The 18,166-nt window shown below is 59.9% G+C and carries 19 protein-coding genes and 1 tRNA gene; 9 read left to right on the forward strand and 11 right to left on the reverse strand.

The window, feature by feature from the left end; genetic code table 11:
* Positions 1 to 725 precede the first annotated feature (725 nt).
* The 3 genes from AB4X18_RS05580 to msrP form a co-directional block, all read right to left on the reverse strand.
* Complete coding sequence (locus tag AB4X18_RS05580) at positions 726 to 1,739, reverse strand: endonuclease/exonuclease/phosphatase family protein (protein ID WP_370399161.1); 1,014 nt, start codon at positions 1,737 to 1,739, stop codon at positions 726 to 728.
* Positions 1,740 to 1,838: 99 nt separating this feature from the next.
* Positions 1,839 to 2,447: a protein-methionine-sulfoxide reductase heme-binding subunit MsrQ gene (gene msrQ / locus AB4X18_RS05585; RefSeq protein ID WP_370399162.1), complete on the reverse strand. Its 609-nt coding sequence runs from the start codon at positions 2,445 to 2,447 to the stop codon at positions 1,839 to 1,841.
* Positions 2,448 to 2,525: 78 nt separating this feature from the next.
* A complete protein-coding gene (gene msrP / locus AB4X18_RS05590; RefSeq protein ID WP_370399163.1) occupies positions 2,526 to 3,431 on the reverse strand; it encodes a protein-methionine-sulfoxide reductase catalytic subunit MsrP in 906 nt (301 codons plus the stop codon).
* 333 nt (positions 3,432 to 3,764) lie between these two features.
* Here msrP and AB4X18_RS05595 point away from each other — a divergent pair, with 333 nt between their 5' ends.
* A complete protein-coding gene (locus AB4X18_RS05595; RefSeq protein ID WP_370399164.1) occupies positions 3,765 to 4,247 on the forward strand; it encodes a fasciclin domain-containing protein in 483 nt (160 codons plus the stop codon).
* Positions 4,248 to 4,301: 54 nt separating this feature from the next.
* Here AB4X18_RS05595 and AB4X18_RS05600 read toward each other — a convergent pair whose 3' ends face one another.
* Positions 4,302 to 4,796, reverse strand: coding sequence for a GNAT family N-acetyltransferase (locus tag AB4X18_RS05600; protein ID WP_370399165.1), 495 nt, complete (start codon positions 4,794 to 4,796; stop codon positions 4,302 to 4,304).
* Between the two features lie 55 nt (positions 4,797 to 4,851).
* On the opposite strand from AB4X18_RS05600, the gene AB4X18_RS05605 reads away from it, so the two are divergent.
* Positions 4,852 to 5,238 (forward strand): RidA family protein, encoded by a 387-nt coding sequence (locus AB4X18_RS05605; protein ID WP_370399166.1) that lies wholly within the window; start codon positions 4,852 to 4,854, stop codon positions 5,236 to 5,238.
* A gap of 46 nt (positions 5,239 to 5,284) precedes the next feature.
* Here the strand turns inward: AB4X18_RS05605 and clpB are convergent, their stop codons facing one another.
* Complete coding sequence (clpB, locus tag AB4X18_RS05610; RefSeq protein ID WP_370399167.1) at positions 5,285 to 7,900, reverse strand: ATP-dependent chaperone ClpB; 2,616 nt, start codon at positions 7,898 to 7,900, stop codon at positions 5,285 to 5,287.
* A gap of 389 nt (positions 7,901 to 8,289) precedes the next feature.
* Between clpB and AB4X18_RS05615 the strand changes: the two genes are divergently transcribed.
* Positions 8,290 to 8,604 (forward strand): orotidine 5-phosphate decarboxylase, encoded by a 315-nt coding sequence (locus tag AB4X18_RS05615; RefSeq protein WP_370399168.1) that lies wholly within the window; start codon positions 8,290 to 8,292, stop codon positions 8,602 to 8,604.
* A 467-nt stretch (positions 8,605 to 9,071) separates the two neighbouring features.
* Positions 9,072 to 9,779 (forward strand): orotidine-5'-phosphate decarboxylase, encoded by a 708-nt coding sequence (gene pyrF, locus AB4X18_RS05620; protein ID WP_432817165.1) that lies wholly within the window; start codon positions 9,072 to 9,074, stop codon positions 9,777 to 9,779.
* Between the two features lie 217 nt (positions 9,780 to 9,996).
* Here pyrF and AB4X18_RS05625 read toward each other — a convergent pair whose 3' ends face one another.
* Positions 9,997 to 10,413, reverse strand: coding sequence for an NUDIX hydrolase (locus AB4X18_RS05625; RefSeq protein WP_432817166.1), 417 nt, complete (start codon positions 10,411 to 10,413; stop codon positions 9,997 to 9,999).
* A 61-nt stretch (positions 10,414 to 10,474) separates the two neighbouring features.
* Here AB4X18_RS05625 and AB4X18_RS05630 point away from each other — a divergent pair, with 61 nt between their 5' ends.
* Positions 10,475 to 11,728, forward strand: a complete 1,254-nt coding sequence (locus tag AB4X18_RS05630) for a DNA polymerase IV (RefSeq protein WP_370399170.1) — start codon at positions 10,475 to 10,477, stop codon at positions 11,726 to 11,728.
* On the opposite strand, the gene AB4X18_RS05635 is transcribed toward AB4X18_RS05630, so the two are convergent.
* Complete coding sequence (locus tag AB4X18_RS05635) at positions 11,725 to 12,324, reverse strand: TetR/AcrR family transcriptional regulator (protein ID WP_370399171.1); 600 nt, start codon at positions 12,322 to 12,324, stop codon at positions 11,725 to 11,727. The genes AB4X18_RS05630 and AB4X18_RS05635 overlap by 4 nt on opposite strands.
* A gap of 92 nt (positions 12,325 to 12,416) precedes the next feature.
* Here AB4X18_RS05635 and AB4X18_RS05640 point away from each other — a divergent pair, with 92 nt between their 5' ends.
* A complete protein-coding gene (locus AB4X18_RS05640) occupies positions 12,417 to 12,914 on the forward strand; it encodes a DUF1772 domain-containing protein (protein ID WP_370399172.1) in 498 nt (165 codons plus the stop codon).
* 3 nt (positions 12,915 to 12,917) lie between these two features.
* Here AB4X18_RS05640 and AB4X18_RS05645 read toward each other — a convergent pair whose 3' ends face one another.
* Entirely contained in the window at positions 12,918 to 13,778 is an 861-nt protein-coding gene (locus AB4X18_RS05645; protein WP_370399173.1) for an N-formylglutamate amidohydrolase, read from the reverse strand.
* A 148-nt stretch (positions 13,779 to 13,926) separates the two neighbouring features.
* Here AB4X18_RS05645 and AB4X18_RS05650 point away from each other — a divergent pair.
* Positions 13,927 to 14,001, forward strand: a tRNA-Val gene (locus tag AB4X18_RS05650).
* Between the two features lie 95 nt (positions 14,002 to 14,096).
* Positions 14,097 to 14,222, forward strand: coding sequence for a type B 50S ribosomal protein L36 (ykgO, locus tag AB4X18_RS05655; RefSeq protein WP_005850168.1), 126 nt, complete (start codon positions 14,097 to 14,099; stop codon positions 14,220 to 14,222).
* 69 nt (positions 14,223 to 14,291) lie between these two features.
* Here ykgO and AB4X18_RS05660 read toward each other — a convergent pair whose 3' ends face one another.
* A complete protein-coding gene (locus AB4X18_RS05660) occupies positions 14,292 to 15,032 on the reverse strand; it encodes a hypothetical protein (protein ID WP_432817167.1) in 741 nt (246 codons plus the stop codon).
* A gap of 165 nt (positions 15,033 to 15,197) precedes the next feature.
* Here AB4X18_RS05660 and yghU point away from each other — a divergent pair, with 165 nt between their 5' ends.
* Positions 15,198 to 16,061, forward strand: a complete 864-nt coding sequence (gene yghU, locus AB4X18_RS05665) for a glutathione-dependent disulfide-bond oxidoreductase (protein WP_370399175.1) — start codon at positions 15,198 to 15,200, stop codon at positions 16,059 to 16,061.
* Positions 16,062 to 16,099: 38 nt separating this feature from the next.
* Here yghU and AB4X18_RS05670 read toward each other — a convergent pair whose 3' ends face one another.
* Both AB4X18_RS05670 and AB4X18_RS05675 read right to left on the reverse strand, forming a co-directional pair.
* Positions 16,100 to 16,408 carry an Arm DNA-binding domain-containing protein gene (locus tag AB4X18_RS05670; protein ID WP_370399176.1) on the reverse strand — a complete coding sequence of 103 codons (309 nt, stop codon included), beginning with the start codon at positions 16,406 to 16,408 and terminating at the stop codon, positions 16,100 to 16,102.
* Between the two features lie 68 nt (positions 16,409 to 16,476).
* Positions 16,477 to 18,138 carry an ABC transporter permease gene (locus tag AB4X18_RS05675; protein ID WP_432817168.1) on the reverse strand — a complete coding sequence of 554 codons (1,662 nt, stop codon included), beginning with the start codon at positions 18,136 to 18,138 and terminating at the stop codon, positions 16,477 to 16,479.
* Between the last annotated feature and the right edge of the window lie 28 nt (positions 18,139 to 18,166).

Raw genomic sequence — 18,166 nt, forward strand, 5'->3', positions numbered from 1 at the left:
TCTGCACATCGTTCTACATCCATTACTGAAAGATGCAGAACAGTCTCTGTTTGTTGTGCTTCAGGTTAACAAAGTTAACCGGAAACCGTCCAAACAGTGAAGCTGACACTAGATCATCGGGTTGCCCCTACTAGCGCGATATACAGACGTTGATCCATCGAATGAACCAAACCGCCCACATATCTCTTCAGATACTATCAATTTCAAAGAGCGTAGAGACAAAAGAGACTGGATGCGCCCTGAACTTTGGCGCGCCCCGCCCTAATACCTCTGGTATTTTCTTCTTCCGCCTCGTTGCCGTCCCTTGCGGTGTGGCCCGTCTGGCGCCCCGTTGGTGCATCTCTGCGCCGCCGGTGAGGGGGGTTCTACGGTTAGTGGCGGGTACCCGCAACCCCTTTTTTGAAGAAATCTGCATTTTTTGCATCTAAACCTGAATATCGTTTTATTTCAGATAGTTATATTGATATTTTTTGCCCGCCTTCGCTCTTTGCAGTTCTTCAGCCTCTTAGCCTTTCGTCTCAGAACCCGGCGCATTCGCTATATATAGCGTTATCCACACGCTTACCCCCAAAAGAGGCAGAGACTCAGCCTGTTTGCGCGAACATGATCGTCCGGTTTCGCATGAATCACACTATCGATTCCATCAAACGGCGCGAACCGAGTCGCAGCCGACCACTGATTCCAGATAACACCGACTAAAACCCACCTGTACCGCCGATGCTTTCTCAACCGGTCAGAGGAGCCTCCAGGTCAAGGACAATGGGTCGGTGATCGCTGGGGCGCTGTATCCGGTCGCGCCCATCGCCTTCGACTTCGTTATCGTAGGCCGCATGGGCAATCTGCGCGTTGGCAACAAATGGCGTCAGTCCGGGTGAAACCGCAAAGTGATCCAGCAGCAGCGGGCGATCCTGCACATCATCCACGTAGTCATCGAACCGCGCGGTGAACAAGGAAGGCGTCTGGACATGCGCCAAAAGCGGATGGTGGAAGATCAGTTCGGGCGTGAAAGTGGAACCCAATACGATGTCGGCAACATTATGCGTCAGGTACGAACGCTCAAACAAATCGCGGCCCGGTCCATCGTTCCAGTCCCCCGTCACGACAATGCGCGCATCACCTTCCGCCGCGACCAGCGCATCAAGATAGGTGCGCAACCGGAACCCTTCCGCTGAAATGCGCCGCCGAGCTTCCAGTGCCTGCACCACAAACTCCTGCCGCCTGTTTGGATCCTCCCACTTCTGACGTCCAAATCGGACGAACTTCGATTTGGTATGCAGTACGACGATCCGGATCGGCGCACCGCCGATCGGGTCAACGTCCACCACCAGCGGCAAACGGGTGAAATCGTATCCCTCCAGAAGCATGTCGCCATTCACATCCGCATCCCACAGCTCCGCCAAACCCTCGGTCAGCGGGTCGGTCGCCCTGTCCATCGCGCGAAAGACGCCATCCAACCGCCGCAGCACGAAAAGCTTTTGCGCCCCGCCATCCAGTCCGATGATCGCCTCATACTTTGGTGCGCCCTGATCGTTGAGATGGTCGCGCAGAAAAAGGTCCATCTCCGCCGTCGCACTTGGACCTTCCTGCAGGCACAATAGGTCGGGGTTGATCTGATCAATGACGCGCGCTGCTTTCTGCGCACATATTTGGGCTTCCGCAGCGGTCAGACTGCTGGAGCCCCAACGCGGGTTGTCATTGCCACTGAACCAGTGGTTCATCCATTCAAGATTCCAGTTCATGATCTTCATGGCAGACCCCGCACAGCGCTTTCATGGCGGGCGCCGTTGAAGGCATCATACCAGAAAAACTACTATCAGAGGTGGAAAAACGTGAAGGCGTCAGGCCATCGCCCGCTGCGGCTTGCGCAGCCTGAGCATCAACAGCCCGCAAATCACTGCCATGTAGAGGATCGGTTCGATCTGAAATCCCTTTACCAACCACAGGTAATGAACGCCGCCCGCCAGCACCGCAAAGTAGGTCAGCTTGTGCAATCTCCGCCACGCGGCCGCACCCATCTTGCGAACCGACAGATTGTTGGAGGTGATCGCCAGTGGCAACAGCGCCAAGAAACCGGCCATGCCGACCGTAATATACGGACGCTTCCAGATGTCGGCCCACATTTGATTCCACAGCAGGCTCATATCAAGCACAACCCAAACCGACAGGTGCAGCACGACATAGGTGAAGGCCAGCAAACCGATTATGCGTCGGAACTTGATCAGGTTCAGCCCGACGAAACGCCGCAAGGGCGTGATTGTCAGACCAACGATCAGCAGTTGAAGCGCGAGCAGCCCTAATTCATGCTCAAGCGCCTTGATCGGCTCGCGTCCAAGGCCACCCGTCTGCGCCTGATACAACAGCCACGGCACCGGCAGCAGTCCCAGTATATAGAGAGGCCAAGTCGGGACGCGGCGCAGGGCGCTGTTGATGCGGTCAACACTGCTCATGCTGCACCTCGTTCTCTTTCAAAGAAAACGGGCGAAAACCTTGATAGTTTTCGATGTCCTGTGAACGCTCACTTCGCATCAGAAATTCTTGGTCAGGTCCATACCGGCATACAGCGCACCGACCTCATCCGCATACCCATTCAACATCAGCGTTGGAATGCGTTTTGAAAACAAACCCCCGCCCACGACACGTTCAGACGCCTGTGACCACCGGGGGTGATCTACTTCCGGGTTCACATTGCTATAAAATCCGTACTCCCGCGCGTTTGCCTTGTTCCAGCTTGTCGGCGGCTCCTTTTCCGTCAGCGTGATGCGCACGATGGACTTGATGGATTTGAACCCGTACTTCCACGGCACCACCAGACGCAGCGGCGCGCCGTTCTGGTTCGGGATATCCTTGCCGTAGATGCCCGTCGCCATGATTGTCAGCGGATGCATGGCTTCATCCAGCCGAAGCCCCTCCACGTAGGGCCAGTCCAACACAGGGAAGCGCACGCCGGGCATCTCATCCGGCCGCAGCGCCGTTTCGAACGCCACATATTTCGCATCCGACTGCACGCCCGCCATATTCAGCAAATCAGCCAGTTCGAAGCCGTTCCACGGGATCACCATCGACCACGCCTCAACACAACGGAAGCGGTAAATCCGTTCCTCGATGGTCATCGCCTTCATGATGTCCTCGAACGCATAGTCGCCGGGCTTCTCGACCAGCCCGTCAATCTTGACGCTCCACGGAGCGGTCGTCAGCGTGTGAGCATTCTGTGCGGGATCACCCTTGCCGGTGCCGAATTCATAGAAATTGTTGTACTGCGTGATGTCTTCATAGCTGCTGGGTTCCAGCCCTTCCGCCGCCGCGAGCGATCCGCCGATACTGCCCAAGCCCACGGCCGCCGCGCCCCCGGCCATCAGCTGACGGCGGTTCAGAAACACGCTCTCGGGTGTAACGTCATTCTCACTCAGGGTATTGGTCCAGCGCATCGCCATGGTCGTCTCCTTAATCTTTAGAGTGTAGTTAGTGTGCAGACAGCGCAGCATCAAAGAATTACGGTCAGATTTCAGCCAGAACACTTGATTGTCAGAAGCCTTCAGGGGACCGTTACCGCGGAAGTTCCTCACGTCGGATCACAAAAAATCTCTCTCCATTTCACACTTCTGTGACTTGAAACGGCAAACGGCGCAGGCTTAGGCCGTGCCGGTTCCGAGGCAACGCGCGGCAACCGCGCATAGGCGGGAATCCCCCAGTGAACCAAACGCGATCCGGTGCGTATTTGTTCCAATGTCACTGATGACATGGCTTCTGAACCCAAGGAGAATTCAATGTTCCGCAAGACTGCAATCGCACTGACAACCGCCGCCGCACTGTTCGGCACCACCGCCATCGCTGGTGCAAGCAAAGACATCGTTGATACAGCTGCCGAAGCAGGCACCTTCGAAACCCTGCTGGCCGCCGCAACAGCCGCCGGTCTGGTTGACACCCTGAAAAGCGAAGGTCCCTTCACCGTCTTCGCCCCGACCGATGAAGCCTTCGCCGCACTGCCCGAAGGCACCGTCGAAGATCTGCTGAAGCCGGAGAACAAAGATCAGCTTGTCGCCGTGCTGACCTACCACGTTGTCCCCGGCAAAGTGATGTCCACCGACCTCACCGATGACATGGAAGCCGCCACCGTGCAGGGCGATACCGTGATGATCGACCTCGACGATGGTGTGAAGGTCGACGGCGCAAACGTCACCGCTGCGGACATCGAGACGTCCAACGGCGTGATCCACGTCATCGACGCGGTGATCCTGCCGAACACCTAAATCCGGGCTTCTGTCCTGATGATCTGGCCCGCTGGTGCAAACCGGCGGGCCTTTTCACGTCTCGGAAGGCAGCAACCGGAAATACACGCTGTCAAACCAATCCTCCGCAATCTGCAACGTCCGCGCCGCCCGACCCGTTTCCACAAACCCCAGTTTGTTCAGCAGACCTATGGAAGCCGCATTGTTGGGATCAACATCGGCCGTGATCTCCTCCAGACCCAGCGTGTCAAATCCGTAGGGAATGAGCGCGCGCAGCACCTCTTCCCCCAACCCCTGCCTCCACTCATCGGGGTGCAGGACAAATCCCACCTCACTGCCCTGCCAAAACCCCGCCGTTCCGATGGGCCGCTGGTCCCTGCACACCACGAAATACGATGGCACTTCGCTGGTATCGGCAATCATGTCCACAAATTCTGCCGTTTGCAGCGGCGAGGTATGCGGCGCCCAACTCCAGTACCGCATCGCCTCCGCACTGCCGAACACCTCAAAAAGCGGCAGCGCATCCTCCGCCGCTGCGGCGCGCAAATTCAACCGTTTCGTTTTCAGCACCGCATGGCCTTTCCCGCTTCCGCGCATCACACTACTGCAAAAGGAAGGAACCACCATGCACGCCATCTTCCCCGACGGATCACAAACCAGCGCAACGGCGCTCAAACTCTCCCCCGGCATCGTCTCAAACGGCCATATCTATCTCACCGGCATAACCGGGAGCCTCCCCGACGGCAGTATGCCGGGCGACCCCGCCACGCAATTCCGCAGCGCCTTCGACAAAATCCGCGCCGTCCTGCAAGCGGGCGGCACCGACACAGATGCAATCGTTGAAATGACCAGCTATCACGTCGGCATCCACGACCATTTCGACCTCTTCAACGAGGTGCGCTGCACATACGCCTCCGACCCTTTCCCCGCATGGACCGCCGTAGAGGTGGCCGCACTCCGCCGTCCCGGCGCGCTGGTGGAGATCCGCGTGATCGCGGCAGCCCCGACGTAAAACGCCGCCGGATATTCCTCCGGCGGCGTCAGATGGCCCGGTCTGATCAATGGATCACGGCATCGTCCGGCTTGGGGCGGTTGGTCCCGGCGATCCGGTCGCCGATGATCAACCCATCCGCACCCGCATCCACTGTCACCGTGCCGCCATCCTTCACATCCCCGGCCAGCAGCATTTCTGCCAGCGGGTCCTGCAAGGCCCGTTGAATGACCCGCTTCAATGGCCGCGCGCCGAAGACCGGATCATATCCTTCATCTGCAAGCCACGCTTTCGCGGCATCCGACAGATCAAGTGTGATCTTGCGTCCGGCCAGCCGCTTGAGCAGCCGCGCCAATTGAATATCAACGATCCCGGCCATATCGGCACGTGCCAACCGATCGAAGATGATCGTTTCATCCAGACGGTTCAGGAACTCTGGCCGGAAATGCGCCCGGACCGCATCCATCACGTCGCGGCGCGCCGCAGCCATGTCCCCCCCATCGGGCAGCTGGCTCAACGCCTGTGCGCCGAGGTTCGATGTCAGCACGATCAGCGTCTGCTTGAAATCGACCGTTCGGCCCTGACCATCGGTCAGCATCCCATCGTCGAGGACCTGCAACAGCACGTTGAACACATCCGGGTGCGCCTTTTCGACTTCGTCGAACAACACCACCTGATACGGACGCCGCCGCACAGCTTCGGTCAACGCGCCGCCCTCATCATAGCCGACATAGCCCGGAGGGGCACCGATCAGCCGCGCGACGGAGTGTTTTTCCATGTATTCAGACATGTCGATCCGCACCATTGCGTGTTCGTCATCGAACAGGAACTCGGCGACAGCCTTGGTCAACTCGGTCTTGCCCACGCCTGTCGGCCCCAAAAACAAGAACGACCCCAGGGGGCGGTTCTCATCATTCAGACCCGCACGCGCGCGGCGCACCGCGTTGGCCACGGCTGTTACGGCAGCATCCTGTCCGATCACCCGGCTGTGCAGTTGATCTTCCATCCGCAACAGCTTGTCACGCTCCCCTTCCAGCATCTTGCCTGCCGGAATACCGGTCCAACGTTCGACGACACCCGCAATCTGGTCCGGGCGAACGGCCTCTTCGACCATCATCTCGTCTTCCTGACCTTCCGCAGCTTCCAGCGCTTTTTCCAGTTCCGGGATCACCCCATAGGAAAGCTCCCCCGCCTTGGCGAGGTTCCCCTCCCGCTTGGCGATGTCCAGCGCCGCCCGTGCGTGATCCAACTGCTCCTTTAGGTCGCGCGCGCTTGCCAGCTTGTCGCGTTCGGCCTGCCATGTCGCTGTCATCTCGGCGGAGCGTTCCTGCAAATCCGCCAGGTCCTTTTGCAAGGTCTCCAGCCGATCCTTCGACGCCGCATCGTCTTCCAATTTCAGCGCCTGCTCTTCGATCTGCAGTTGCAGGATCTGGCGATCCAGCGCATCCAACTCCTCTGGCTTGCTGTCCACTTCCATCCGCAAGCGGCTGGCGGCCTCATCGACAAGGTCAATCGCCTTGTCCGGCAGGAAACGGTCGGTGATATAGCGGTGCGACAGCGTCGCCGCCGCAACCAGCGCAGAGTCCGAGACCCGAACCCCGTGGTGCAGTTCGTATTTTTCCTTGATGCCGCGCAGGATACTTATGGTATCTTCCACCGTTGGTTCCTGCACCATCACAGGCTGAAAACGCCGGGCCAAGGCCGCGTCTTTCTCGACGTACTTGCGGTATTCATTCAGCGTGGTCGCGCCGACGCAATGCAACTCACCACGTGCCAGCGCAGGTTTGAGCAGGTTGGAAGCATCCATCGCTCCGTCCGCCTTGCCAGCACCGACCAGGGTATGCATTTCATCGATAAACAGAATGATCTCGCCCGCAGCCTCGGTGACCTCGGTCAGAACCGCCTTCAGCCGTTCCTCAAATTCACCCCGATACTTCGCGCCCGCGATAAGCGCTCCCATATCGAGCGAGAGCAGACGTTTGTTACGCAGGCTTTCTGGCACATCGCCATCGACAATCCGAAGCGCAAGACCTTCGGCAATTGCGGTCTTACCAACGCCCGGTTCGCCGATCAGGACAGGGTTGTTCTTGGTCCGGCGGCTCAACACCTGCATCGTACGGCGAATTTCTTCGTCCCGTCCGATGATCGGATCAATCCGGCCCTCTTCGGCGCGGGCCGTCAGATCGGTGCTGTATTTCTTCAGCGCCTCATACCCATCCTCGGCACTGGCAGTATCTGCGGTACGCCCCTTGCGCACATCATTGATCGCCGCGTTCAACGCCTGTGCGGTGACATTGCCTGCGTCCAGTGCCGTCTTGGCACCCGATTTGACCATGCACAGCGCCATAAGAACGCGTTCAACCGGTACAAAACTGTCGCCTGCCTTCTTGGCAATCGCTTCAGCCTCTGCCAGCACCTTCGCGGTGGCGTTATCAAGATAGACCTGTGCGTTGTCGCCGCTGACCTTGGGTTGCTTGCTCATGGCAAGCTCCAGCGCATCTGTCACCCGGGCAACGTCGCCGCCTGATGCCGCGATCAGATTGGCGGCAAGCCCCTGATCATCGTCCAGAAATGCTTTCAAGATATGTTCGGGAACCAGTCGCTGGTGGTCTTCCCGTGTTGCGATCGTCTGCGCTGCCTGCACAAAACCACGCGCCCGTTCCGTGAACTTGCTCAAGTCCATGGGTCTCTCCTCTTTTGTTAAGCGCCCTGATGTGATCCCGCCCGCCCGGCGGCACAGGATCTCGTGAGCCTCACGCTCAATTTGGGAAAGCAACATCAAGGGTTCAAGACCCGTATTAAAGATACTTCACGTCGCGATCACATTGTCAGGAGGTCTGTCACGTCCCCGCCTTGGGGTTGTCGTGGACCCCTTGCGCCAACCAGCCCGAATTCCCAAGTCATCTTCTGATAGGCAGGAATTTGATACACATCCAGCCGCCTGAAACTGCTGTGGGAACCCGATTTATCCACGGTGAGTGCAAGAAGAATGAAACTCTTTCGTCGCACCGGGCGTTCTCAACAGGAGAGGCACACGCCATACGCCGCGACAACGACCAGAGGTAAAGACCGATGCAGACCTATCCAACGCAGATAACCGATGTGATCTACAACGCCAGTTCCCAATCCTTTGAAGCACTGGTGACAGTCTATGACGCGGGGACATCGCGCAGGTACGCCTGTGCCATCAAGGCCCCCATGACCATGTCATTCGAGACCGCCGCGAAAGGCCTGCAACGTCAGGCGCAGCGCCAGCACGACGGCGACCGTGGCCTGCGATCCTTCACCGGCTCCGCAATGACGCGCCCCCGGGCGGGTCGCCCTGCATTCGATCCAGTCCGCTGGCTGGAAGGCCTGCTGAAGCGGCCCGATCAAAACGCGGCCTGAACCGCCTGCGCGCGGCCACCCGATACCGCGTAAAGTTTGCGGAAGGACTTCCCGCACGTCACTGTCCCCCGTGCCCCCTTCCGCAACATGCACAGACAAGATGCCTGCCTGCACTGTCTGTGCCCAACTGCCGAATATCGCCCCGCGATATTCGGCCTTTTTTTCCGACCGTTACCGCCACGGCACTTCACGCAAGTGTGCTCAATTTGTGAAGCGACAGCCGATGACGACAACCCGGCCCCACCCCATATCAGATGTATCAGACGGGGCATTGCCCGACGCCAGATGCGTGCTTGGCACGACACCCCCAACCGGCGTCCGAGGTGCCCCGCGACAGGGCCTTAGTATCGTGGCTCTGCCCTGCCCGGCCTGCTTCCCCCCTCGCAGCGCCGGGCATTTTCATTTGTGGACTTGCGCCGCCCGCCCCCGTAAAGAAAGGCCGTTTGCAAATTCGCAGGAGCGTTCCAATGACACCACCCAAGACCGATAATCGCCTGATCGTCGCCCTCGATGTGCCGAACGCCGTGGCCGGGCTCAACCTTGCCGAACGTTTGGGCGACACCATCGGGTTTTACAAGATCGGCCTTGGCATGTTGACGGGAGGGGGGCTCGCGCTGGCCAATGAGCTCAAGCAGGAACACGGCAAGCGCATTTTCCTCGACATGAAGCTGTTCGATATTGGCGCGACTGTTGAAGCTGCCGTAAGGGGGCTGGCGCAATTCGATCTGGATTTCCTGACCGTGCACGGCGATCCGCACGTCGTTGCTGCAGCCAAGCAGGGAGCGTCGGGCAGTGATATGAAAATTCTTGCCGTGACCATTCTGACGTCGCTTGACCGCAGCGATCTGGATGCGGCCCTGATGCAGGCGGGCGATGTACAGGATCTTGTGATCACCCGCGCAGGGCGCGCCTTTGAAGCAGGTGCTGACGGCGTGATCGCATCCCCGAATGAAGCCGCCGCAATCCGAAGATTGCCAGAAGCAGCCGGCCGTCTGATCGTAACACCCGGTGTGCGCCCTACTGGGAGCGCAAAGGGGGACCAAAAGCGCGTTGCCACACCTGCACAGGCCATCGCGGACGGAGCAGATCACATCGTCGTTGGCAGACCAATTTGGCAAGCGCCTGATCCCGCAAAGGCGGCACGAGATATTTTGCGAAAACTTTCAAGCGCATAGGGGAAAAACGGCGACGCACTGTGCCAAATTGACAACAAACCGGATTTTGACCCCATGGTCAGGAATCCCCTACTAGGTGGAATTGGGGCACCATGCTAGCTTGACCTAAGGTGATACTCCCCGACGAACTGGTTCTTCCTGATGTTCGTCAACTCCCCCCGCTACGCGCAGCGGGGGGCTTTGTATTCAAGGTCACCTGAATGTCTTCCCCAACCGTCTATTTCGTTTCATCCAGATAGGCCTGCAAGCGTTGCTGGAACGCAGGAACGGCACGCGGATGCGACAGAAACTCTCCCTGCGGCATCAACGCCCAGCGCTGACCTTCATTCCCGAAAACAACGCGATCTGCGGCACTTGCAGGCATCCGCGCCACGAAGAACCACTTCACCGCGCCAAGCTCCTGATACGCTTGCGCCCAGACCACCGCGCTGTCCGGCACCATCAAGCCCAGTTCTTCCATGCATTCCCGCTGCCCGCAGGCAAGCGGGGTCTCGTAGCCCTCGCGACCTCCTCCGGGCAAATCCCAGAAGCCGGGAAACGGCAGATCGGGCATATTATCGCGCAGAATCACCGCCAGCGCGTCCCCCAGATAGAGCGCGATCTTGCTGCCATCAAATGCCACTCTTCCGCCCATGTTCAATCCCTTTTGCTTGCGCTAGACTATAACCGTGCTTCCCTTAACCAGGTCTCACCCGATGGCCGCCCTGTGCCGTGATTGTCTGTCAGATATTGCCAGCCTGCGCCGCTGCCCTGAATGCGGTTCTCCGCGTGTGCTCTCTCATCCGGAACTACATACATTATCCATCGCGCACATGGATTGCGACGCGTTCTACGCCTCCGTCGAAAAACGCGACAATCCCGCGCTTGAAGGCAAACCGGTGATCATTGGCGGCGGGCGGCGGGGGGTCGTCTCGACTGCCTGCTATGTGGCACGCATTCGCGGTGTGCGTTCCGCGATGCCGATGTTTCAGGCGCTCAAGCTCTGCCCCGAAGCAGTGATCATCAAACCGCGCATGGACGCCTATGTGGAGGCATCGCGCGCGATCCGCAAGATGATGGAAGAACTGACCCCCGCCATCGAACCGCTGTCCCTGGACGAGGCATTCCTCGACATGACCGGCACTGCGCGCCTACATGGCGCGCCGCCCTCCGTGATGCTGGCGCGACTGGTGCGGCGGATGAAGGATGAACTGGGGCTGACCGGCTCTATTGGACTGAGCCACAACAAGTTTCTGGCCAAGGTTGCCTCTGACCTCGACAAGCCGCACGGTTTTTCCATTATTGGCGCGGCGGAAACCGCCGATTTCCTGCGCGACAAGCCTGTGCGCATGATCTGGGGTGTGGGGGCGGCGACGCAAGCCGCGCTGGACAAGGCGGGAATTCGCACGTTCAACGACCTGCTTCGCTGGGAAAAACAGGATCTTGTTGCGCGCTTTGGCGGCATGGGCGAACGTCTTTGGCATCTGGCGCGCGGACAGGACCGGCGGCGGGTCTCCGCCCATGAACCTGTGAAATCCATCTCCAAGGAAACCACATTCAACGATGACACCGCCGACCCGGACATTCTGGATGGCCATATCTGGCGGCTGTCCGAACAGGTGGCGGACCGCGCCAAGGCCAAGGGCCTCGCCGGGCGGGTCGTGACGCTCAAACTCAAGCGCGCCGATTTCAAAACGCTGACACGGCGCGTATCCCTGCACGATCCCACACAGTTGGCCGATCGCATCTACCGCACCGCGCGCAGCCTGTTTGACCAACTTGATGACCCAGGCCCATTTCGCCTGATCGGCTGCGGCATTTCCCACCTCAGCACACCCGAAGGTGCCGACAGCGAAGGCGACCTGCTGGATCCCGGTGCCGAAAAACGCACCAAGGCCGAACGCGCCACCGATGCCATCCGCGACCGCTTCGGCACAAAGGCCATCGTGAAAGGCCGCGCGCTGCGTTAGGGCGCGCAAAGCATCTCAAGCTGATCCATCGCGCAGGTGGCCTGCCGCGCGACCGTTTCTGCCGAGGGGGCAGGCAAGGTGCCAATGACCCGTCGCACCTGCAAATCCCCCACCAACAAGTGCATGAACAGGGTCCCGATCTCTCCGACCCTTGGTTGGTGCAATGCCCCCTGACGTATCGCGGCCGATAGCAATTGCTGCAACAGCGGAAACACCTCTTCCCGCCCCCCGGTTGCCAGCGCCTGTCCCAATTGCCCCGATGGATCAGACGCCGCCGCCCTGTTCAGGGCAATCGCCCTGTCCCCCAACAGCATTTCAAGCAACACCGGCGCGACCTGGCGCAATCCGGCCATGGGATCGTCGGCCATCTTCAGCGCCGCCTCCAGCCGGGCCCGCACTTCAACTGTATTTGCTCGTACCATGCTCAGAAACAGCCCCTTCTTGTCTCCGTACCAACGGTACAAAGTCTCATTCGACGCCTTTGCGGCCTTGGCAACCGCCAGCATCGATGTGCCTTCTAAGCCATTCTGCGCAATCAACTCATAAGCAACCGCTTCGATTTCCCGCATGCGGGCGTCACGCTTGTCTGCTTTCATCCCTCATTCCTCCAGCACTTGACACACAATCGTACACTACAGTACGGATATGTAAATAGGTACACCTATGTACGGATACGTAAGGAAATGTCATGAAAACGTTTACCATCGCTCTCTCCCTGCTCAGTTTGATTCAGGCAGGGGCGTTGTTCGGCTTCTTCTACGCCTGGGTATGCTCAACGATGTGGGGACTGGACGCGACAGATCCGCGGGTTGCCATTCAGGCCATGCAAGCCATGAACGCGTCGGTCCGCAACGCAGTCTTTGCGCCGGTCTTCTTCGGGACCCCTGTGGTGCTGGGGCTCACGGCGTTGGTGCTTTACCGCACGGGCGACGCTGCTGCCGGACTGTGGTTTGCATTGGCTACCGGCGTGATTGGCGTGCTCGCGGTCGGTCTGACAATTGCAGTCAACGTGCCCATGAACGAAGCGCTGGCAAGGATCGACGTTCCGTCAGACCTCGATGCAGCGCGCGATGTCTGGCTGGCATATTCTCCGGACTGGCAGTTCTGGAATCAGGTCAGAACCGTCACATCCGGCATCGGGCTGTTGATGGTCGGCACCGGGATCATGCAGATCAAAGCGGATTGAGTCTCACTCGGCCGCCAGAGGCACCCGGCCTTGGCCAATGTCGGACAATTCGGCGACGACCGCCCTTAGTGCAGCGCGCACTGCCTCGAATTGGGAGTTGGGCTTGACCGTCCGCTCATCCATGTAAAGCGCGCGGTCCAATTCGATCTGGACGGCGTGTTGTCCGGCGCCCGGACGCCCATAAGTCTGCGCCACATACGCTCCGGCAAAAGGCGTGTTGCGCGTGACATTGAAGCCCTGCGCTGCAAACGCCGCTTCGACACGGTCCACCACGTCACCGCTCGCTGCCGCGCCAAACCGGTCACCCAGAACCACGTCAGGCCGTACCATCCCGGACCGGGCCACCCCGTCAATCGCCTCATGCGGCATGGAATGGCAATCGATCAGCACCGCCTGACCGTGTCGGTCAAATGCGCGATCCAGCAATCCCTGCAGGGCGTCGTGATAAGGCGACCAATAGTCACTGATACGCTGTTCCGCCTCGTCCAACGTGATCTTGCCGCGGTAGATCGCGCGCCCGTTGGCCACAACGCGCGGGATCACCCCAAGGCCGGAGGCAACACGTGGATTATGCCCCTGCCGCGCAACGCCTTCGATCAGCGCCGGATCCAGTTCACCTTTGGCGCGGTTCAGATCGATAAACGCACGCGGCGCTCGGGCAACCAGCAAAGGCGCGCCAAATTCCGGTGCGCAATCAAAAAGTTGGTCAACAAACGCGTCTTCCGATGATCGGATCACACGCCGGTTCAGCACCGAACGGCGCAGAAACGACGCGGCATAATCCCGGCCCGAATGGGGGGATGCGAAAACCACGCAGGATGCAGGGCCGGTTGGCCTCAGGATATGATACGCCGCGTTTGACATGTACCTGCCTTTCTCCCGCCAACATAGCGCAGTTTTCCCGTTTGCCAAAAGCCCTTGATCCTGTGCGCGACTCCTTTTATAGCACCCCAACCGGCGCGGCATTTCGCGCCCCATTTTGTTTGGGGCATGATGTTTCACGCAGGCACGTGGGTGATTAGCTCAGCGGTAGAGCACTTCGTTGACATCGAAGGGGTCACTGGTTCGATCCCAGTATCGCCCACCACGCAATTCACTGGCCCCGCCCCGGGGCTGACCGTAACCAAGGCGCTGGCCCTTCTTTTTCAAGGAAGGCGGGGCCACAGATGGAAGGATGAGGACATGAAAGTTCGCAATTCGCTCCGCTCGCTCAAGAACCGGCATCGTGATTGCCGTGTCGTGCGTCGCAAAGGCCGCGTTTACGTGATCAACAAGACCCAGCGCCGCTTCAAAGCCCGTCAGGGCTGAACAAGGCGCGGAACGCCTTGCCGTTTCGATGATCAAAAGGCTGCTCCCTCGGGAGCGGCCTTTTTTGCGTCAGCGTCCTTGATCCGGACCACAGGGCCGCGACCGCACTTCGATACGCTGGGAAGTGCCCCAGCCAAGAACCTCTTCGTTATCCACCACTGTTTTGTTCGACACATCCTCGATCTCGAAGTCAGCAAGCGCCTCCCTGATCCGGACATTTGCCAAGGGGCGATGCCTGAACCGTGGGACCCCGGTGCGCAAGGACCGCTCAACCGCAGGGCCGCGTTGTATCTGCTCAGGCGTCCGCACAAGACGCACACCCTGACATACGACCAGGTCACGTGGGACCACTTGCGCCTCCTCTCCCGGTGCAACGTCTGTCAGATCAACAATATGTCCGCCCTTGGTGTTGAAGCTCCGTACCGCGAAGGTCAGGGGCCGGTTGACTTCGTACCGCCATGTCTTGCCCCCCTCACCAAAAAGCGCATCTTCTCCCTTCCAGTCAGCACCAGCCGCGATCTGAACCCGGAATGTCCCCGGCGGCACCAGCACCTGAAAGAACCGGCCGCCGTCGATATAGGCAGCCAGCACTGCCTTCTGCGTCTCCACGCTGGTCAGCGTGACGTAATAGTCCTGCGGGCCCAGCGTCTTGATCTGCAGCGGGAAAACCGCGGGCAATCCGCTGCGGTGCCACATCAGGCCATGGCTTGGAGCCGTCAGATCCCCGTCCGCTGCCTGCACCTGCACCGTGCAGGCAAGCAGTGCCATAATGCACAGGGATAACCGCCATGTTTCCATCACTTTCAACATCGAAAGCCCTCCAGGTTTCCCCACGACAATAACGCCACCACGGGGCCGCGCAAACCATGCAGACCCGCCTGTGCACTGCCACGCACACAACTTCTTGATCACACTGGTCCTTCGCACCCTAAATGGATTAGGTGAGCGCAACGCACATATGAGGAAAAGCCCGACATGACCGAATACACGCCGCCCAAAGTCTGGACATGGGATTCTGAATCAGGGGGCAAGTTCGCCTCCATCAACCGCCCCATCGCCGGAGCCACCCACGATCACGAACTGCCCGTGGGCAAGCATCCATTGCAGCTTTATTCGCTGGCCACCCCGAATGGCGTCAAGGTCACTGTCCTGTTGGAAGAACTGCTGGCCGCGGGCCACGCCGGCGCCGAATACGACGCTTGGATCATCGACATCTCCGAAGGGGCGCAATTCGGGTCGGGCTTTGTCGCGATCAACCCAAATTCGAAGATCCCCGCGCTGATGGACCGCTCCGGCGACACGCCTCAACGGGTCTTCGAATCCGCCTCGATCATGATGCATCTGGCCGAGAAATTCGGCGCCTTCATCCCCACCGACCCCAGCCAGCGCACCGAGATGTTCAGCTGGCTGTTCTGGCAGATGGGCAGCGCGCCCTACCTCGGCGGCGGTTTCGGCCACTTCTACGCCTACGCGCCCGAAAAATGGGAATACCCCATCAACCGCTTCGCCATGGAAGCCAAGCGCCAGCTTGACGTGATGGACCGCCACCTGGCGGAAAATGAATGGTTCGCGGGCGAGTACTCCATCGCCGACATGGCGATCTGGGCGTGGTACGGGCAGCTGGTGCTGGGCCGTCTCTACTCAGCGGCCGAATTCCTCGACGTGACCAGCTACAAGAACGTGCTCCGCTGGGCCGAGGCCATCGACGCGCGACCGGCAGTAAAACGCGGCCGCATGGTCAACCGCGCCTTTGGCGATGACCTGTCAATGCAACTGCACGAACGCCACGACGCGTCAGATTTTGAGACAAAGACACAGGATAAGATCGCCAAGGGATGACTGTAGGGTGCGCATTCACTGCGCACCTTCCACCACCCTCAACAATAAAACTGGTCCAAGTTCCGTGCCGCCGCATTGCGAAAGGCTTCCTGCTCCGCGGCGGGGTCAATCCCCTTGCGCGCCAACCCGCGCCACTTCGCAGCCTCTGAACGCGCGCCTTTGACGCTTAACGTCGGATAGGCGCCCAATTGTAAATCCCGTTGGGTGCCCTGAACAAACAGGCGCATTTCCCAATGCGCGCTGCCATCCTCCGATCGACACAGCCAAAGACCCCGGCCGACAGCATGGCGTCCAACCGCTGCATTTCGGGCCTGCTGCTCCGTCATTCGGTTGAACGCTGACCACATGTCTGGATCATCCTTCCTGATCTCCACTCAGGCCGGATGATATCACACCGAACACCTGCCGCAGCGGATTACCGCCGCTTGCCCACCTGCCTGCAAATGAGGATCACCGGCAGCAACCCCATCGCCACAATGACCAGGGACGGCACGGCGGCCCCCTCCAATCGCTCATCGCTTGCTAATCGGTAGGCCTGTACCGCGAGCGTATCGAAGTTGAACGGCCGCATGATGAGCGTGGCTGGTAATTCCTTCATCACGTCCACAAAGACAATCAACAGCGCCGTCAGCAGGGATGGCGCGAGGATCGGCAGGTGCACCCGCCTGAGCGTGCCCAATGGTCCCTGCCCCAAGGACCGAGATGCGGCATCCATATTCGCATGCACCATCGCCTGACCGCCCTCATAAGCCCCCAGGGCCGCTGCCAAAAAGCGCACCATGTAAGCGCCTACCAGCAACCAGATGGATCCGGTAATCAGCAGCCCCGTCCGAACGTCGAATGTTGCCCGCATCCAGGCATCCAATGCATTGTCGAACGCCGCGAAAGGCACCATCAGGCCGACCGCGATGACGCCCCCCGGAACCGCGTAGCCCAATCGCGCCACATATCCTGACGTGCGCGAGGTCCGGCCGGGACGCAGGCGCTGGTAGAACCCGACACAGATCGCTGCCAGTACCGTCACCACGGCCGCCACCCCCGCAAGGGTAACGGAATTGCGGATAAACCCCAGATAACGCGGGCTGAGCAAATCCTGCTCTGATCCCAGGCCCATGCTGAACAGGATGACGCCCGGCAGTACCGCACCCAACAGCACTGGCAGACCGCACAGCACCACCGCCCCTGTGGCCCGCAGCCCCACCAACTGGGCGGGCGGCATTGCAACCGCCCGCCGACCGCCGTCGTGGTACTGTGCATCGCCGCGTTGATACCGCTCCAGCATCGCCAGCAGCAGCGCGAAGCTTAGCAGGCACAAGGCAAGTTGCGCGGCCCCGCCCCTGTCCGCCAGCGAAAACCAACTGGTGTAGATGCCAGTGGCAAAGGTCTGCACGCCGAAATAGGCCACCGTGCCGAAATCCGCGATCGTCTCCATCACCGCCAGCAACACCCCCCCGGCAATGGCCGGGCGCGCCAACGGCAGGCTGACCTTGAAAAACGCCGCCCAGGCGGTCGATCCCAGCGCCCGCGCCGCCAGAAAGGTCGTCCCGCTCTGCTGCAGGAAGGCCGCCCGCGCCAGCAGGTACACATAGGGATAAAGCACCAGCACCAGCATCGCCGCGGCCCCGCCAAGCGATCGGATCTCGGGAAACCAGTAATCCCGCGGGCCCCAGCCAAACAATCCGCGAAGCGTCGTCTGCACGATACCCGGATGATCAAGAACGTGGGTATAGGCATAGGCCAGCACGTAGGCCGGAAAAGCCAGCGGCAGCACCAGCGCAATCTCGAAGAAACGCACGCCGGGAAAGCGTGTCATCGTCACCAGCCAGGCGGCCCCGACCCCGACCGCAAAGGTCCCCGTGGCGACCAGCACAACCAACGACAGGGTGGTTGCCGTATACCGCCCCAGCACGGTCTGGATCAGATGCTGCAAGGTATCGGTCCCGCCGGTCAGCGCGGCCAGCAAAACAGCGATCATGGGCAACGCGCAAAGGGCGGCGATTACAACGGCAATCGCGCCAATCCGCCGCCCGTCCCAGGTGCGCGAGCGTACCTTGATATCCAGTGTTTCCGCGCTCATGCCTCTATTTCGACTATTTCAGTCGGAA

The organism is Sulfitobacter rhodophyticola, assembly GCF_041281685.2.
Lineage (GTDB): Bacteria > Pseudomonadota > Alphaproteobacteria > Rhodobacterales > Rhodobacteraceae > Sulfitobacter.

Bases quoted from the DNA above. Each gene is read 5' to 3' on its own strand.
- AB4X18_RS05640 (WP_370399172.1), top strand. From the start codon at position 12,417: ATGAAAACGTTTACCATCGCTCTCTCCCTGCTCAGTTTGATTCAGGCA.
- AB4X18_RS05670 (WP_370399176.1), bottom strand. From the start codon at position 16,408: ATGTGGTCAGCGTTCAACCGAATGACGGAGCAGCAGGCCCGAAATGCA.
- AB4X18_RS05580 (WP_370399161.1), bottom strand. From the start codon at position 1,739: ATGAACTGGAATCTTGAATGGATGAACCACTGGTTCAGTGGCAATGAC.
- yghU (WP_370399175.1), top strand. From the start codon at position 15,198: ATGACCGAATACACGCCGCCCAAAGTCTGGACATGGGATTCTGAATCA.
- AB4X18_RS05615 (WP_370399168.1), top strand. From the start codon at position 8,290: ATGCAGACCTATCCAACGCAGATAACCGATGTGATCTACAACGCCAGT.
- AB4X18_RS05660 (WP_432817167.1), bottom strand. From the start codon at position 15,032: ATGTTGAAAGTGATGGAAACATGGCGGTTATCCCTGTGCATTATGGCA.
- clpB (WP_370399167.1), bottom strand. From the start codon at position 7,900: ATGGACTTGAGCAAGTTCACGGAACGGGCGCGTGGTTTTGTGCAGGCA.
- AB4X18_RS05635 (WP_370399171.1), bottom strand. From the start codon at position 12,324: ATGAAAGCAGACAAGCGTGACGCCCGCATGCGGGAAATCGAAGCGGTT.
- AB4X18_RS05625 (WP_432817166.1), bottom strand. From the start codon at position 10,413: ATGGGCGGAAGAGTGGCATTTGATGGCAGCAAGATCGCGCTCTATCTG.
- AB4X18_RS05645 (WP_370399173.1), bottom strand. From the start codon at position 13,778: ATGTCAAACGCGGCGTATCATATCCTGAGGCCAACCGGCCCTGCATCC.
- pyrF (WP_432817165.1), top strand. From the start codon at position 9,072: ATGACACCACCCAAGACCGATAATCGCCTGATCGTCGCCCTCGATGTG.
- msrP (WP_370399163.1), bottom strand. From the start codon at position 3,431: ATGGCGATGCGCTGGACCAATACCCTGAGTGAGAATGACGTTACACCC.
- AB4X18_RS05630 (WP_370399170.1), top strand. From the start codon at position 10,475: ATGGCCGCCCTGTGCCGTGATTGTCTGTCAGATATTGCCAGCCTGCGC.
- AB4X18_RS05605 (WP_370399166.1), top strand. From the start codon at position 4,852: ATGCACGCCATCTTCCCCGACGGATCACAAACCAGCGCAACGGCGCTC.
- msrQ (WP_370399162.1), bottom strand. From the start codon at position 2,447: ATGAGCAGTGTTGACCGCATCAACAGCGCCCTGCGCCGCGTCCCGACT.
- AB4X18_RS05675 (WP_432817168.1), bottom strand. From the start codon at position 18,138: ATGAGCGCGGAAACACTGGATATCAAGGTACGCTCGCGCACCTGGGAC.
- AB4X18_RS05595 (WP_370399164.1), top strand. From the start codon at position 3,765: ATGTTCCGCAAGACTGCAATCGCACTGACAACCGCCGCCGCACTGTTC.
- ykgO (WP_005850168.1), top strand. From the start codon at position 14,097: ATGAAAGTTCGCAATTCGCTCCGCTCGCTCAAGAACCGGCATCGTGAT.